We start from the raw sequence: 14,985 nt of genomic DNA, 5'->3' as shown, positions 1-14,985 counted from the left end.
ATTGGATACCCAGCTCGTCACGAAAAACCTGTGGGAGCGGGCTTGCTCGCGAAAGCGGACTTTCAATCGACACTATGGTGAATGTGACGGCCTCTTCGCGAGCAAGCCCGCTCCCACAGGGTTCGTGTCGCTAATGAACGAATACGCTCCAGGCAACGTCATACCTCCCCATGGACTAGCGTAGGAAACGTACCGTCGAGCCCTGCGATTAGTCCTTAGCTGCCTATCTATGTTTAAATTGAACGTTCATTCAAGTTAAACCGCCGGTTTGCTGCCCGCTCACAACAGGAGGCTTGCTTTTGCCGAGTCCGTTTTCGATCGTCATTTTTATGTTTTCCCGAGTGCACTGCCCATGAGTGCCTCGTCTCTTCCCGCCAGCGGCCTGGTCCGCATGAACCCGCCGGTCTTTTACTTCGCCGCGACCTTCATCCTGCTGTTTGGCCTGGTGGTCATTGCCGTGCCGGAGCAGGCCGGCGCCTGGCTGCTGGCGGCGCAGAACTGGGCGGCCAATACGGTCGGCTGGTACTACATGCTGGCGATGACCCTGTATCTGGTCTTCGTGGTGGTCACCGCCTTGTCCGGCTACGGCAAGATCAAGCTCGGTGCCGACCACGACGAGCCCGAATTCAGCTATCTGTCCTGGGCCGGCATGCTGTTCGCCGCCGGGATCAGCATCACCCTGTTTTTCTTCTGTGTTTCCGAGCCGTTGACCCACATGGTGCAACCGCCCCAGGGCGAGGCCGGCACCGCCGAGGCCGCGCGCCAGGCCATGCAGATCCTGTTCTTGCACTGGGGGCTGCACGGCTGGGGAGTGTTCGCTTTCGTCGGCATGGCTTTGGCGTACTTCGCCTATCGGCACAACCTGCCACTGGCCCTGCGTTCGGCGCTGTACCCGCTGATCGGCAAGCGCATCAATGGCCCCATCGGCTATGCGGTGGATGGCTTTGGCATCATCGCCACCGTGTTCGGCCTCGGGGCGGACATGGGCTTTGGTGTATTGCACCTCAATTCCGGGCTCGATTACCTGTTCGGCATCGCCCATACCCAGTGGATCCAGGTCGGTCTGATCGTGCTGATGATGGGCGCGGCAATCATCGTCGCAGTGGCGGGCGTCGATAAAGGCGTGCGGGTCATGTCCGACATCAACATGCTGCTGGCCTGCGCGTTGCTGTTGTTCGTGCTGTTCGCCGGGCCCACCCAGCATCTGCTCAATACGTTGATCCAGAACATCGGCGATTACCTCGGCGCCTTGCCGATGAAGAGTTTCGACCTGTACGCCTACAACAAACCCAGCGACTGGTTGGGCGGCTGGACAGTGTTCTACTGGGCCTGGTGGATTGCGTGGTCGCCGTTCGTGGGGCTGTTCATCGCACGGATTTCCCGTGGCCGGACCATCCGCGAATTTGTGTTTGGTGTGTTGCTGATTCCCTTGGGCTTCACCCTGGCGTGGATGTCGATCTTCGGCAACAGCGCCATCGACCAGGTGCTGAACCATGGCATGAGCGCCTTGGGCATGAGCGCCCTGGAAAATCCGTCGATGAGCCTGTACCTGTTGCTGGAAACCTACCCGTGGAGCAAGACCGTCATCGCGGTCACGGTGTTCATCAGCTTCGTCTTCTTCGTCACGTCCGCCGATTCGGGCACCGTGGTGCTTTCGACGCTGTCGGCCAAGGGCGGCAATCCCGATGAAGACGGGCCGAAATGGCTGCGGGTGTTCTGGGGCGCGATGACCGCCCTGGTGACTAGCGCATTGCTGTTCTCCGGCAGCATCGATGCCTTGAAGTCGGCGGTGGTGCTGACGTCGTTGCCGTTCTCGCTGATTCTTTTGTTGATGATGTGGGGGTTGCACAAGGCGTTCTACCTGGAGTCCCAGAAGCAGATCGCGCAATTGCATTCCCTCGCACCGGTGTCGGGTTCACGCCGGGGCACGGGCGGCTGGCGCCAGCGCTTGAGCCAGGCGGTGCATTTCCCGTCTCGCGACGAGGTGTATCGGTTTCTCGACACGACAGTGCGTCCGGCCGTTGAAGACGTGAAGGCGGTATTCGCCGAGAAGGGCCTCACGGTCGTGACCCAGCCAGACCCGGCCAATGACAGCGTCAGCCTGGAAATCGGCCACGGCGAGCAGCATCCGTTCATTTATCAGGTGCAGATGCGCGGCTACTTCACGCCGTCCTTCGCCCGGGGCGGCATGGGTTCCAAGGAACTCAACAATCGCCGTTATTACCGTGCCGAAGTGCACCTGAGCGAGGGTAGCCAGGATTATGACCTGGTGGGCTACACCCGAGAGCAGGTCATCAACGACATCCTCGACCAGTACGAGCGGCACATGCAGTTCCTGCACTTGGTGCGCTGAGCGGGCTGAATCTCAGACAAGCCCGCCATTGGCCCGCAGGATCTGCCCGTTCACCCAGCCGGCATCCGGGCTCACCAGGAAGGCGATGACGCGGGCGATGTCTTGCGGCTGGCCGAGGCGTTCCAAGGGCGGCATCTTGGCGTAATGCTGCACTTGTTCTTCGCTCTTGCCGTGCATGAACAGTTCGGTGGCGACGGGGCCGGGGGCCACGGCATTGACGGTGATCTGACGCCCGCGCAGCTCCTTGGCAAACACTTGGGTCAACGATTCCACTGCAGCCTTGCTGGCGATGTACACAGCGTAGCCGGGCAGGTTGAGGCCAACGGTGCTGCTGGAAAAATTCACGATTCGGCCACCGTCATTCAGGCGGGTTGCGGCTTCGCGCAGGGTGTTGAAAGTGCCACGGGTGTTGATGGCGAACGTCTGCTCGAACAGCTCATCGCTGTGCTGCGCCAAGGGCATTACCTGAAGGATGCCGGCGTTGTTGACCAGCACATCGACCTTGCCCAGTTGCGCCTCGGTTTCATCGAACAACCGCCGGACATCGCTGGCAGAAGACACATCCGCCTTGACCGCTATGGCTTGGTGACCGGCTTGGCGCAACTGCACCACCAGTTTCGAAGCTTCGGTGGCGCTGCTGGCATAGTTGATGGCAACGGCAAAACCTTCGCTGGCCAAATGCTTGGCGATTTCGGCGCCGATGCCGCGGGAGGCGCCAGTGATGATGGCAACTTTGGGCGTTTGAGTCGTCATGGGTGTGCTCCTCTTGAAGTGGGGTGAAGCGAGATTCACATGTTTACTTGCGGCGATAAATACAGGAGAGTGGCCTTGACTGTTCAATAGTTGCCAACAATCAGGGCGTAAGATTCCAAATGGATCAAGTCAAGGCGATGAAGGTGTTCGTGCGCATCTACGAACGCAGCAGCTTTACCCTGGCCGCCGATGACTTGAACCTGCCCCGCGCCACGCTGACCCACACCCTCAACCAGTTCGAAGCCTGGCTGGGCGTGCGCTTGCTGGAGCGTAGCACCCGCAAAGTGCGCCCGACCCTCGATGGCGAGGCTTACTACCCGCGCTGCGTGCAATTGCTAGCAGAGCTGGAAGAAGCCGAACTGGCGTTTCGCAGCGTGGCGCCCAAGGGGCGGTTGCGGGTGGACATGCATGGCACGCTCGCCCGACATTTTGTGATCCCGGCGCTGCCGCAGTTCATGGCGCAATACCCAGACATCGAGCTGTCCATCAGCGAGGCCGATCGTTTTGTCGACCTTATTACCGAAGGGGTCGATTGCGTGCTGCGGGCTGGCACGCTGGCGGATTCGTCGCTGATAGGGCGCCGCGTCGCCAACCTGCGCCAGATCACCTGCGCCAGTCCGGCCTACCTGCGCCAGTACGGAGAGCCGAAAAGCCTCGACGACCTGAGACAGCACCGGGCGGTGAACTACGTCTCGCGTACCACCGCCAAACTGTATCCGTTCGAGTTCATGGTCGACGGCGAACTTCGGGAAGTAGCCATAGACGGCGCAATCTCAGTGTTCGGCGCCGAAATCTATGCCGCCTCCGCCATCGCCGGCCTGGGCCTGATCCAATGCCCTTACTACCGGATGGAAACCCAGATCCAACAAGGCCTGATCCAGGAAATCCTCACCGCCACGCCACCACCGTCCATGCCGATTTCGGTGCTCTACCCCCACAATCGCCACATGTCGCCACGGGTTCGCGTGTTTGTGGATTGGCTGGCGGAGGTGTTTGCCAAGGCTCGTTAATATCGCCTCCAAATGTTCAGGTATCACGAATTTCCTGTGGGAGCGGGCTTGCCCGCGAAGACGTCGGCACATCCAACGTCACCGTAAGCTGACACAGCGCTTTCGCGAGCAAGCTCGCTCCCACAGGGATAAGCGAACTTTCGGCCTGACCGATGCGTCTGTGAAATGTTAGCGTCTGCCATCCAGATGCCCGAACAGAGAGCTTTTCGATGACCTACACCGCTGCCGAAAACCGCTACGAGTCCATTCCTTACCGCCGCGTCGGTCGCAGTGGGCTGGTACTGCCGGCGCTGTCGTTGGGGTTGTGGCACAACTTTGGCGACAGCACGCCCATCGACGCCCAGCGCGCCTTGCTGCGTACGGCGTTTGACCTGGGCATCAACCACTTCGACCTGGCGAATAACTACGGGCCTCCCTATGGCAGCGCCGAGATCAATTTCGGCCGATTGCTGCGTGAGGACTTCAAGCAGTACCGCGATGAGCTGATCATTTCCAGCAAGGCCGGGTGGGACATGTGGCCGGGACCTTACGGCCAGGGCGGTGGCTCGCGCAAGTACGTGCTCGCCAGCCTCGACCAGAGCCTGCAGCGCCTGGGGTTGGACTATGTGGATATCTTTTATTCCCATCGCTTCGACCCTGAAACGCCGCTGGAAGAAACTGCCAGTGCGCTGGCCACCGCCGTGCAGCAGGGCAAGGCGCTGTACATTGGTATCTCTTCGTATTCGGGCGTGAAGACCCGGGAGATGGCCGCGCTGCTCAACGAGTGGAAAGTCCCGCTGCTGATTCACCAGCCGGCCTATAACCTGCTCAATCGTTGGGTGGAAAAGGACCTGCTGGACGCTACCGAGGAGCTGGGCACCGGTGTTATCGCCTTCACCCCGCTGGCCCAAGGGCTGCTGACCGACAAGTACCTCAAGGGTATTCCGGCCGACGCGCGGGTCAATCGTCCGGGTGGCGGTTCGTTGCAGGCTTCGCACCTGTCCGAAGACAATATCGCTCACGTGCGCGCCCTTAACGAAATCGCTCAGCGCCGCGGTCAAAGCCTCGCGCAGATGGCCCTGGCCTGGACCTTGCGCGATCCACGGGTCACCTCGGCCCTGATCGGTGCCAGCCGGCCGGAGCAGATCATTGAGAACGTCGGAGCGCTGCGCAACCTCAACTTCAGCGCCGAAGAACTGGCGGAGATCGACCGGTTTGCCCAGGAAGGCGGGATCAATCTTTGGGAAAAACCTTCGTCAGCTGAATAACACAAACCCCCCGTGGCGAGGGAGCTTGCTCCCGCTGGGCTGCGCAGCGGCCCCAATCGGCATAACGCATTTTTCCAGTCAGACCGGGTCAGCCGGTTTTACGACTGCTGCGCAGCCGAGCGGGAGCAAGCTCCCTCGCCACGGGTGGGCGGTGTGTTCAGCGGAAAAACGGCACATCCCCCAACACCGTCGCCCGGTGCATCACGCGCCGGGCAGGACGATAATCGTCCACGGCGAAATGCTGGGTCACGCGGTTGTCCCAGAATGCCACGTCATTGGCCTGCCAGCGCCAGCGAAGGGTAAATTCCGGGCGCGTGGCATGGGCGAACAGCAGTTTCAGGATCGCCTCGCTTTCGGTTTCCGACAGCTCGTTGATGCGTGTGGTGAAGCCTTCATTGACGAACAGCGAGCGGCGCCCGCTCACCGGATGGGTGCGGATCACCGGATGGGACAACGGTGGATTCTTGCGCCGCGCTTCTTCCCAGCGCGCCAGGTCTTCGGCGCTATTGCCAAAGCGCTCCAACGGAAAGGACCGGGTGAAATCGTGGGTCGCCGTCAGGCCTTCCAGCAAGCGCTTCAATGGCGCCGACAAGGCTTCATAAGCGGCAATGCCACTGGCCCACAACGTATCGCCACCGAACGCCGGCAGCAGCTTGGCACTGAGCACCGCGCCCATGGCGGGCGTCGGCAGGAAGGTCACGTCGGTGTGCCACACGGCGTTGTCGCGCACATCGGTGACAGCCGTGTCGAGCACCAATACTTCGGGCTGCTCGGGCACGTTGGGGTAGATCGGATGAATGTGCAGGTCGCCGAAATACGCAGCGAAACGTGCTTGCTGCACCGGCTCGATGGGCTGGTCGCGAAAAAACAGCACCTGATGTTCAAGCAGCGCCTGCTCTATCACTTGGTGATGTTCAGGAAGCAACGGCTGGCTGATGTCGATCCCGCTGATCTGCGCGCCGAGGGCGGTGCTCAACGGGGTAATGGTCGGGCGATTCATCGTACGTTCTCGCTCTGGGCGCCGAATGGTCGGCGTGGTCATTAGGTGTCAATGGGCCTGGCCGTGCCACGGCACCAGTTTGCGTTGCAGAGCGCGCAAGCCCATTTCCATGGCGAAGGCAATCAGCGCGATCACCAGAATCCCCAGCACCACCACATCGGTGACCAGGAACTGCGCCGCAGACTGCACCATGAACCCCAGGCCGCTGGTGGCGGCGATCAGCTCAGCGGCCACCAGTGTCGACCAGCCCACGCCCAACCCGATGCGAATCCCGGTGAGGATATCCGGCAGGGCGCTGGGCACGATCACATGGCGAATCAACTGAACTCGTGTGGCACCGAGGGACTGTGCGGCGCGCAATTTCGCCGGGTCCACGGTGCGCACGCCGGTGGCGGTGGCGATGGCGATCGGTGCGAAGATCGCCAGGTAAATCAGCAGCACCTTCGACAATTCACCGATGCCGCACCAGATCACGATCAATGGCAGGTACGCCAATGGTGGGATCGGTCGGTAAAACTCGATCAACGGATCGAGTACCCCTCTTGCGATACGATTGGCGCCAATGGCGATGCCCACCGGCACGGCCGTCAGCACCGCGAACAACAGACCCAGGCCGATCCGTTCAAGGCTTGCGCCCAAGTGCTGCCAGAGGGTGGAATCCATGTAGCCGCTGGTCGCCAGCAGCCAGCCTTTTTGCAGCACGGCGGAGGGCGAAGGCAGGAACAAGGGTTCGATCTGGCCGCTGGCGGTGACTACCCACCAGACGGCCAGCAATACGAACAGGGTCAAGCCGCTGATCCATCGCGTGCTCAGGTTGAGCCGCGAGCCGGTGGCCGGGCGTTTGTCTGCCGGTTCGCTGACCACGGCTGGAATTTCGTAGCTGCTCATGCGCGCTCCTGTGGCCGAGTGGCGCTGCGTTGGGAGAACACCTTGGCGAGCACATGCTCACGGGTTTCGATAAAGCGCGGGTCGGATTTGATCGACCGGGCGGATTCCCCGGCCCCGTAGCGCTGGCCAAAGTCCAGGTGCAGGCGCTCGACGATCTGCCCGGGGTTGGGCGCCAGCAGGATCAGGTCCGTGGCGAGAAACACCGCCTCTTCAATGTCATGGGTGATCAGGAACACCGGTTTGGCGGTGCGTTGCCAGACCTGCAGCAACAGCTCCTGCATTTGCTCGCGGGTGAAAGCGTCGAGCGCACCGAAAGGCTCGTCCATGAGCAACACACGCGGATCAGCCGCCAGCGCCCGTGCCAGGCCGACGCGCTGCTTCTGGCCGCCGGAAAGCTGCCAGACGCGGCGTTGATCGAAACCGGCGAGGTCCACCAAGGCGAGCATTTCCCGGGCTCGGGCCTCGCGCTTTTGCTTGGCGACGCCGGCCAGTTCCAGGCCAAATCCTACGTTTGCCAGCACGTCCTGCCAGGGCAACAGTGCATCGTCCTGGAACACCACGCCGCGCTCGGCACTCGGTCCTTTGACGGGCACGCCGTCCAGGGTGATTTGCCCGGCGCTGGGCTCGACGAACCCGGCGATCAGGTTCAACAGCGAAGTCTTGCCACTGCCGGACGGGCCGAGGGCGACCAGCAATTGCTGGGGGCCCAGGGTCAGGGAGATATCCGCCAGCACGGGTTCCGCCGCGCCGGGGTACTGTGCGCTGATACGCTCCAGCTGTAGCAAGGCCATTGCCGTGGCTCCTTCTATTGATCGATCACTGAGTGATGTATTTGGCGCTGACGAAAGGCGCGTAGTCCGGCAGCACGGCTTCGACCTTGCCTTGTTCCTTGAGGAAGACTGCGGTGTCGGTGATGGCTTTGGTTGTCGGAGCGCCGAGGCTCACGACCTGATCGGCTGCCAGGGGAAAGACGTTGCCTTGCAGCAACAGCGGGATATCGCTGGCTTTGGCACCGGAGAGCTTCACCAGTTTGTCGATGTTGGATGCATCGGCCAGCCAGGCTTGCGGGTCCTTGCGGTACTGAGCGTAGGCATCCAGGGTGACTTTGGCGAAGGCGGTGACGATTTCAGGATGCTTCTGGGCAAAGTCCTTGCGCACGATCCAGGCGTCGAAGGTTGGCGCACCGAACTTGGCCAGCTCTGCGGAAGTGATCAGCACCTTGCCGTTTTCCTTGGCCACGCCCAACGCCGGGTCCCAGACGTAGGTGGCGTCGATGTCGCCGCGCTTCCAGGCGGCGATGATGGCCGGTGGTGCCAGGTTGAGGATGGTGACTTTCGATGGGTCGATGTTCCAATGCTTCAACGCGGCGAGCAGGCTGTAATGGCCGGTGGAAACGAACGGCACGGCGATTTTCTTGCCGATCAGGTCTTGGGGCGTCTTGATCCCGGAACCGTCGCGGGCCACCAGGGCTTCGGCGGCGCCAATCTGGGTGGCGATGAGGAAGGTTTCCACCGGGACCTTGCGGGTGATGGCCGCGGTCAGCGGGCTGGAACCGAGGTAACCGATCTGCACGTCGCCCGAGGCGATGGCGGTGATGACGTCGGCGCCGTTGTCGAACTTGCGCCAGTCGATCTTGGCTTGGGTGGCTTTTTCATAGGCGCCGTCGGCCTGGGCGACTTTGGCCGGGTCGACGGTGGTCTGGTAGGCGACGGTCAGGTCGGCTGCCTGGGTCAATAGACTCGTGACGGCCAGGGAGGCGGCCGCGAGAAGGCGAAGGGGAAAACTGAACGTCATGGGAAAGCTCCTCAACAGGCCGCCGGGTGTTCGGCGTTTGAGGAGACTAAATGATCTAAGAATCGCTAAATAAATAACTTTTTCGAATTAGCTTATTTGCGAAAAAATCTATGCGCGTGGAGATTACATGTGGCGAGGGAGCTTGCTCCCGCTCGGTTGCGCAGCAACCGTAAAGAAGGGCCTGCTGCGCAGTCCAGCGGGAGCAAGCTCCCTCGCCACAAGAGCATTCCAGTCAAAAAGTGGTGTTCAGTTACTGATCGCCAGGATGCTCGCCTGATACGAGCCCACGAACACGTCGAAATCCCCCACCTCGTTCTGCTCCAGTTCTGCTTGTTGAACCAGGGATTCGCGGGCGGTTGCTTCGAATGCTTGCTGCTCTTGGACAGGCAGCGGTTCGGCACGGAAGAATTCAGCGTGGACCTTGCTTTGGCGCAGGGAGAACTGGGCGAAGCTTTCCTGATGTTCGGCCATGGCGGCCAGCACCTGGGCAGAAGGGGTCAGGGACGGGTCCCGGACCTTCGCCAATTGTGCGTCCAATGCCTGGCGGTGAGCGTCGCCGCCCTGGCTCTGATCAAGCAGCGAGGCCAGCGGCGCGATTTTTTCCAGTAGTTCGACGGCCCAGGCTTGCATGTCCACCGGCTGACCCTGTCGCTGCAATTGCAGGCCAGGCTTGCGGCCTTCCTTGACCACGGTGAGGAAGTTGCTCGTCGCGTTGCCGCACTCGTTGTTCTCCAGTTGCGGGCTGTCATTGAGGCCGCAATACAGCAGGAATGCGTCGAGGAATCGCGACTCGGTGAGGTCGATGCCCATCGGCAGGAACGGGTTGATGTCCAGGCACCGCACTTCGACATACTGGATGCCCCGGGCCATCAATGCCTGGATCGGGCGCTCGCCGGTGTAGGTCACGCGCTTGGGGCGGATATTGGAGTAGTACTCGTTTTCGATCTGCAGAATGTTCGTGTTGAGCTGCACCCACTCGCCGTTCTGGTGGGTGCCGACTTCGACGTAAGGCGCATAGGGCGTCGCCACCGCTTTGCGCAGGCTGTCGGTGTAGCTCTCCAGATCGTTGTAGCACGGTGTGAGGCCGGCCTGGGCGTTGCTCTGGTAACCCAGGTCGCTCATGCGCAGGCTGGTGGCATAAGGCAGGTACAACGTGTCTGGGCCCAGTTGTTCCAGCTGGTGCGGGCGACCTCGCAGGAAACCGGCGTCCAGCGCCGGCGAAGCACCGAACAGGTACATCAGCAGCCAGCTGTAGCGGCGGAAATTTCGGATCAGCGCGATATAGGCTGAAGACTGGAAGTCCCGGTCGCTTCCTTCGGCGGCTTCGCTCTGGCGGAGCAGCGGCCAGAGCTTTTCCGGCAGGGAAAAGTTGTAGTGGATCCCGGCGATGCATTGCATGGTCTTGCCATAGCGCAGCGCCAGGCCCTTGCGGTAGACGTACTTGAGCCGACCGATATTCGAGGTGCCATAGTACGCAATCGGGATGTCCTCTTCGGCCGGCAAAGGGCACGGCATCGAAGGACTCCACAGGTATTCGTCGCCCAGTTTGCTATAGGCAAAGCGGTGGATCTTGTCCAGGCTGCGCAAGGTGTCGGCCGGGTTGGCGAGGGCCGGCGTGATGAACTCCAACAGCGACTCGGAGTAATCGGTGGTGATCTGTTCGTTGGTCAACGCCGAACCCAGGGCCTCGGGATGCGGGGTCTGGGCCAGGCGCCCATTGTCCGTGACGCGCAGGCATTCACGCTCGATGCCGTGCAGGCATTGCTCAAGCAGGGAGAGGTTGGCGCGCTCGCCAAGCAGGGCCAGGCGGCGGTTTAAAAGGTCGCTCAAGTTGAATTCCTTCACGCGTCAGTCGCCCCAATATGGGGGTGGGCAAGACGGTCTACAAGGGTGAAGTTAAAACTGGCGTTTTCGCCTGGTTTTTGTACGGCTAAGGACTCCGCCACCATTACTGTGGGAGCGAGCTTGCTCGCGAAGAGGGCGTATCTGTCAGCAATGGAAGTCGCTGACACACCGCCTTCGCGAGCAAGCCCGCTCCCACAGATAATTGCGGCGCCGCATTCGTAGCGTCGAAATTACCCCAAATCGATGACAGGGAGCTATAGGACAGCGAACGTGCCTTGCGCTTTTGCGACCAGTTTGTCGCCTTGCATCACATCGGCCTCAACCACCAGCGTGCGCCGGCCCGGATGGATGACCCGGGCGGTGCACAACACTTCACCGTCGGACACGGCGCGAATGTAGTTGATCTTGCATTCGATGGTCGCGCTCTGCTGGTCAAAACCGTGGACGCTGGAACACGCCAGCCCCATGGCGATGTCCACCAGACTGAACAATGCTCCGCCGTGCAGCTTGTTGCCCCGATTGCGCAACGGCGGCTCAAGGCCCAGGGCGACTTGCGCCATCCCGTCCCCAAGGCTGTGCAGACGGCAGCCGAGCAACTTGAAAAACGCGCTCTCCACCAACCCGGCCGGCACGTCCATCAGCGTTTCTTCAATTGCTTGGCGTTGGCGAACAACGAGGCCATGGCATTGTTCGTCGGCGCTGCGGTGGCGGTTTCCTTGCGCGGCGCGGTGTTCTGCGATTGACGCGGGGTCGAGCCGGGGCGAGCGCCGCGGGCACCGTCGACTTTCTCGCCCGGTGTGTCGCTCATGCGCATCGACAGGCCGACGCGTTTGCGCGGAATGTCGACTTCCATGACCTTCACTTTCACCACGTCACCGGCCTTCACCGCTTCGCGCGGGTCCTTGATGAACTTCTCGGACAATGCCGAAATGTGCACAAGCCCGTCCTGGTGCACGCCGATGTCGACGAAGGCACCGAAGTTGGTAACGTTGGTCACGACGCCTTCGAGGATCATGCCTGGCTGCAGGTCCTTGAGGTCCTCGACGCCGTCCTGGAACTCGGCGGTCTTGAACTCGGGACGCGGGTCGCGGCCCGGTTTCTCCAGTTCCTGGAGAATGTCCGTCACGGTGGGCAGGCCGAAGGTTTCGTCGGTGAATTTTTTCGGATCCAGGCGTTTGAGGAACGCGGCGTCGCCGATCAGCGAGCGTATGTCGCGGTCGGTCTGGGCGGCGATGCGTTGTACCAGCGGATAGGCTTCGGGGTGGACGGCCGACGAATCCAGCGGATTGTCGCCGTTCATGACCCGGAGGAAGCCGGCAGCCTGCTCGAAGGTTTTTTCACCCAGCCGTGGGACTTTCTTCAACGCGGCGCGGGTCTTGAACGCACCGTGCTCGTCGCGGTGGGTGACGATGTTCTGCGCCAGCGTGGCGTTCAGGCCGGAGATCCGCGCCAGCAGCGCCACCGAAGCGGTGTTCACGTCCACGCCCACGGCGTTCACGCAGTCTTCCACCACCGCGTCCAGGCCACGGGCCAGCTTCAACTGGGAAACGTCATGCTGGTATTGGCCGACGCCGATGGATTTCGGGTCGATCTTCACCAGTTCCGCCAGTGGATCTTGCAAGCGACGGGCAATCGACACCGCGCCACGAATCGATACGTCCAGGTCCGGGAATTCCTTGGAAGCCAGTTCCGATGCGGAATAGACCGAAGCGCCGGCCTCGGAAACCATGACCTTGGTCATCTTCATGGCTGGGTATTTCTTGATCAGCTCGGCGGCCAGCTTGTCGGTCTCGCGGCTGGCGGTGCCGTTGCCGATGGCGATCAGGTCCACCGAATGCTTGGCGCACAGGGCGGCCAGTACGGCGAGGGTCTGGTCCCACTTGTTGTGCGGCACGTGCGGATAGACCGTGGCGTGGTCCAGCAGCTTGCCGGTGGAATCCACCACCGCCACCTTGCAACCGGTACGCAGGCCCGGGTCGAGGCCCAGGGTGGCACGCGGGCCGGCCGGCGCGGCCAGGAGCAGGTCGTGCAGATTGTGGGCGAATACGTTGATCGCCTCGGTCTCGGCGCCGTCGCGCAACTCGCCCAGCAGGTCGGTTTCCAGATGGGTGTAGAGCTTGACCTTCCAAGTCCAGCGCACCACTTCGGCCAGCCATTTGTCGGCGGGGCGGTTCTGGTTCTGGATGCCGAACTGCTGGCCGATCATGCCTTCGCACGGGTGCATGGTACCTGGCAGTTCTTCACCGACCTTCAGCGCGGAGCTGAGAATGCCTTCGTTGCGGCCACGGAAAATCGCCAGGGCGCGGTGAGACGGCATGCTCTTGAGGGGTTCGTCGTGTTCGAAGTAGTCGCGGAACTTGGCGCCTTCCTCTTCCTTGCCGGCGATCACGCGGGCGCTGAGGATGGCTTCCTGCTTGAGGAAGTTGCGCAGTTTTTCCAGCAGGTTGGCGTCTTCGGCGAAACGCTCCATGAGAATGTACTTGGCGCCTTCCAACGCGGCCTTGATGTCGGCCACGCCCTTTTCGGCGTTGACGAAACGTGCGGCTTCGGTTTCCGGCGCCAGGGTCGGATCGTTGAACAGGCCGTCGGCCAGGTCGCCGAGCCCGGCTTCCAGGGCGATCTGGCCCTTGGTCCGGCGTTTTTGCTTGTAGGGCAGGTACAAGTCTTCGAGACGGGTCTTGGTGTCTGCCAGCTTGATGTCGCGCTCGAGCTGCGGGGTCAGCTTGCCCTGTTCCTGAATGCTGGCCAGGATGCTGATGCGCCGTTCGTCGAGTTCTCGCAGGTAGCGCAGGCGCTCTTCCAGATGCCGCAATTGCGTGTCATCGAGGCTGCCGGTCACTTCTTTCCGGTAACGGGCGATGAAAGGTACCGTCGAACCTTCATCGAGTAGCGCGACGGCCGCTTCGACCTGTTGTGGGCGTACGCCGAGTTCCTCGGCGATGCGGCTGTTGATGCTGTCCATAAAACCACCTGACAAATTGTGAAATCAGGCTCGCCACCGCGTGAGCCGGGCTCGGCGAGACTGGTTGAGCGGCCTGGCTTGCGCCGCTGCCTGGGTCAAAAGGCTGCCTGTTGACCCGCGAAATTCAAAAAGTGCTGCCTGGCCAGGGCAAGAAAAGTGGCGCGCCGGGTTATCGATCCGGCATTTCCTGGCACAAAGGGCCGCGCATTATAACCAGCGTTCCGCGCTTAAGGGGGGCGAGGCCTGTAGGCTGGATACCCGGATTTGTGGCGATAGAGGAAAAATCTGCTAACAATGCACACGGTGCGTATAACGGCAGCTAGGCCATAATGCGCGCCGAGATCAAAGGAGCTTCCTATGAGCAGCACAGCACAAACTGCTGAAGGCGAAAAAATTCTTATCGTTGACGACGATCCAGGGCTGAGCAGCCTGCTGGAGCGTTTTTTCGTCAGCAAGGGCTATCGCGCCCGCACCGTACCGAACACCGAACAGATGGACCGGTTGCTGGCCCGCGAGGTTTTCAACCTGGTGGTGCTCGACTTGATGCTGCCTGGTGAAGACGGCCTGACCGCCTGCCGCCGCCTGCGTGGCGCCAACAACCAGATCCCGATCATCATGCTCACCGCCAAGGGCGACGAGCTGAGCCGTATCAAGGGGCTTGAACTGGGCGCCGACGATTACCTGGCCAAGCCGTTCAACCCGGACGAGCTCATGGCCCGCGTCAAGGCCGTGCTGCGCCGTCAATCGGCACCGGTGCCTGGTGCGCCGGGCAGCGAAGACGAGAGCGTGACCTTCGGCGACTATGAGCTGTCCCTGGCGACCCGCGAGCTCAAGCGCGGCAACGAGATCCACATGCTCACCACCGGCGAGTTCGCGGTGCTCAAGGCCTTGGTGATGAATGCTCGCCAGCCGCTGACCCGCGACAAGTTGATGAACCTGGCTCGCGGTCGCGAGTGGGATGCGCTGGAGCGTTCCATCGACGTGCAGATTTCCCGGTTGCGCCGGATGATCGAGCCCGACCCCTCCAAGCCACGGTATATCCAGACGGTGTGGGGCGTGGGTTATGTATTCGTGCCGGATGGCGCCGCCAGCAAATGATCGGCGATTTGTAGGAGCGGGTGGCCTGGCGGGCT

At 61.6% G+C, this 14,985-nt stretch carries 12 protein-coding genes; 4 read left to right on the top strand and 8 right to left on the bottom strand.

The features are described from left to right. Positions 1–391 precede the first annotated feature (391 nt). A complete protein-coding gene (betT, locus tag PFLQ2_RS01230) occupies positions 392–2,353 on the top strand; it encodes a choline transporter BetT (protein WP_172680645.1) in 1,962 nt (653 codons plus the stop codon). Positions 2,354–2,365: 12 nt separating this feature from the next. On the opposite strand, the gene PFLQ2_RS01235 is transcribed toward betT, so the two are convergent. After that, positions 2,366–3,106: an SDR family oxidoreductase gene (locus tag PFLQ2_RS01235; protein ID WP_003186838.1), complete on the bottom strand. Its 741-nt coding sequence runs from the start codon at positions 3,104–3,106 to the stop codon at positions 2,366–2,368. Between the two features lie 119 nt (positions 3,107–3,225). On the opposite strand from PFLQ2_RS01235, the gene PFLQ2_RS01240 reads away from it, so the two are divergent. Further along, positions 3,226–4,116 (top strand): LysR family transcriptional regulator, encoded by an 891-nt coding sequence (locus PFLQ2_RS01240; RefSeq protein ID WP_003186837.1) that lies wholly within the window; start codon positions 3,226–3,228, stop codon positions 4,114–4,116. Positions 4,117–4,325: 209 nt separating this feature from the next. After that, complete coding sequence (gene mgrA / locus PFLQ2_RS01245) at positions 4,326–5,363, top strand: L-glyceraldehyde 3-phosphate reductase (protein ID WP_003186835.1); 1,038 nt, start codon at positions 4,326–4,328, stop codon at positions 5,361–5,363. 157 nt (positions 5,364–5,520) lie between these two features. Here mgrA and tauD read toward each other — a convergent pair whose 3' ends face one another. From tauD to PFLQ2_RS01275, 7 genes are all read right to left on the bottom strand, one after another. After that, positions 5,521–6,363, bottom strand: coding sequence for a taurine dioxygenase (gene tauD / locus PFLQ2_RS01250; RefSeq protein ID WP_003186833.1), 843 nt, complete (start codon positions 6,361–6,363; stop codon positions 5,521–5,523). Between the two features lie 48 nt (positions 6,364–6,411). Continuing rightward, on the bottom strand, positions 6,412–7,251 hold the full coding sequence (gene tauC / locus PFLQ2_RS01255) for a taurine ABC transporter permease TauC (RefSeq protein ID WP_003186831.1): 840 nt from the start codon (positions 7,249–7,251) through the stop codon (positions 6,412–6,414). Then, positions 7,248–8,042, bottom strand: coding sequence for a taurine ABC transporter ATP-binding subunit (gene tauB / locus PFLQ2_RS01260; protein WP_003186830.1), 795 nt, complete (start codon positions 8,040–8,042; stop codon positions 7,248–7,250). Before tauB ends, tauC begins: the two co-directional genes overlap by 4 nt. Before the next feature lie 25 nt (positions 8,043–8,067). Beyond that, on the bottom strand, positions 8,068–9,045 hold the full coding sequence (tauA, locus tag PFLQ2_RS01265; RefSeq protein ID WP_003186829.1) for a taurine ABC transporter substrate-binding protein: 978 nt from the start codon (positions 9,043–9,045) through the stop codon (positions 8,068–8,070). A 246-nt stretch (positions 9,046–9,291) separates the two neighbouring features. Next, positions 9,292–10,875 (bottom strand): glutamate--cysteine ligase, encoded by a 1,584-nt coding sequence (gshA, locus tag PFLQ2_RS01270; protein ID WP_033046346.1) that lies wholly within the window; start codon positions 10,873–10,875, stop codon positions 9,292–9,294. A 269-nt stretch (positions 10,876–11,144) separates the two neighbouring features. Continuing rightward, positions 11,145–11,528 (bottom strand): PaaI family thioesterase, encoded by a 384-nt coding sequence (locus PFLQ2_RS28270; RefSeq protein ID WP_003186827.1) that lies wholly within the window; start codon positions 11,526–11,528, stop codon positions 11,145–11,147. Further along, entirely contained in the window at positions 11,528–13,852 is a 2,325-nt protein-coding gene (locus PFLQ2_RS01275) for a Tex family protein (RefSeq protein ID WP_003186826.1), read from the bottom strand. Before PFLQ2_RS01275 ends, PFLQ2_RS28270 begins: the two co-directional genes overlap by 1 nt. Before the next feature lie 357 nt (positions 13,853–14,209). Between PFLQ2_RS01275 and ompR the strand changes: the two genes are divergently transcribed. Beyond that, positions 14,210–14,950, top strand: a complete 741-nt coding sequence (gene ompR, locus PFLQ2_RS01280) for a two-component system response regulator OmpR (protein WP_003186825.1) — start codon at positions 14,210–14,212, stop codon at positions 14,948–14,950. Positions 14,951–14,985 lie beyond the last annotated feature (35 nt).

This window comes from Pseudomonas fluorescens Q2-87, assembly GCF_000281895.1.
In the GTDB taxonomy this organism is placed as follows: domain Bacteria; phylum Pseudomonadota; class Gammaproteobacteria; order Pseudomonadales; family Pseudomonadaceae; genus Aquipseudomonas; species Aquipseudomonas fluorescens_S.
Note: the sequence above shows the minus strand (reverse complement) of the source record. Positions and strands in the feature narration are given on the sequence as shown.

What these genes read in the sequence shown, in the direction of transcription:
- tauB (WP_003186830.1), bottom strand. Translation starts at nt 8,042, where the DNA reads ATGGCCTTGCTACAGCTGGAGCGTATCAGCGCACAGTACCCCGGCGCG.
- PFLQ2_RS01275 (WP_003186826.1), bottom strand. Translation starts at nt 13,852, where the DNA reads ATGGACAGCATCAACAGCCGCATCGCCGAGGAACTCGGCGTACGCCCA.
- tauC (WP_003186831.1), bottom strand. Translation starts at nt 7,251, where the DNA reads ATGAGCAGCTACGAAATTCCAGCCGTGGTCAGCGAACCGGCAGACAAA.
- PFLQ2_RS01235 (WP_003186838.1), bottom strand. Translation starts at nt 3,106, where the DNA reads ATGACGACTCAAACGCCCAAAGTTGCCATCATCACTGGCGCCTCCCGC.
- ompR (WP_003186825.1), top strand. Translation starts at nt 14,210, where the DNA reads ATGAGCAGCACAGCACAAACTGCTGAAGGCGAAAAAATTCTTATCGTT.
- tauD (WP_003186833.1), bottom strand. Translation starts at nt 6,363, where the DNA reads ATGAATCGCCCGACCATTACCCCGTTGAGCACCGCCCTCGGCGCGCAG.
- mgrA (WP_003186835.1), top strand. Translation starts at nt 4,326, where the DNA reads ATGACCTACACCGCTGCCGAAAACCGCTACGAGTCCATTCCTTACCGC.
- PFLQ2_RS01240 (WP_003186837.1), top strand. Translation starts at nt 3,226, where the DNA reads ATGGATCAAGTCAAGGCGATGAAGGTGTTCGTGCGCATCTACGAACGC.
- betT (WP_172680645.1), top strand. Translation starts at nt 392, where the DNA reads ATGAACCCGCCGGTCTTTTACTTCGCCGCGACCTTCATCCTGCTGTTT.
- PFLQ2_RS28270 (WP_003186827.1), bottom strand. Translation starts at nt 11,528, where the DNA reads ATGGACGTGCCGGCCGGGTTGGTGGAGAGCGCGTTTTTCAAGTTGCTC.
- tauA (WP_003186829.1), bottom strand. Translation starts at nt 9,045, where the DNA reads ATGACGTTCAGTTTTCCCCTTCGCCTTCTCGCGGCCGCCTCCCTGGCC.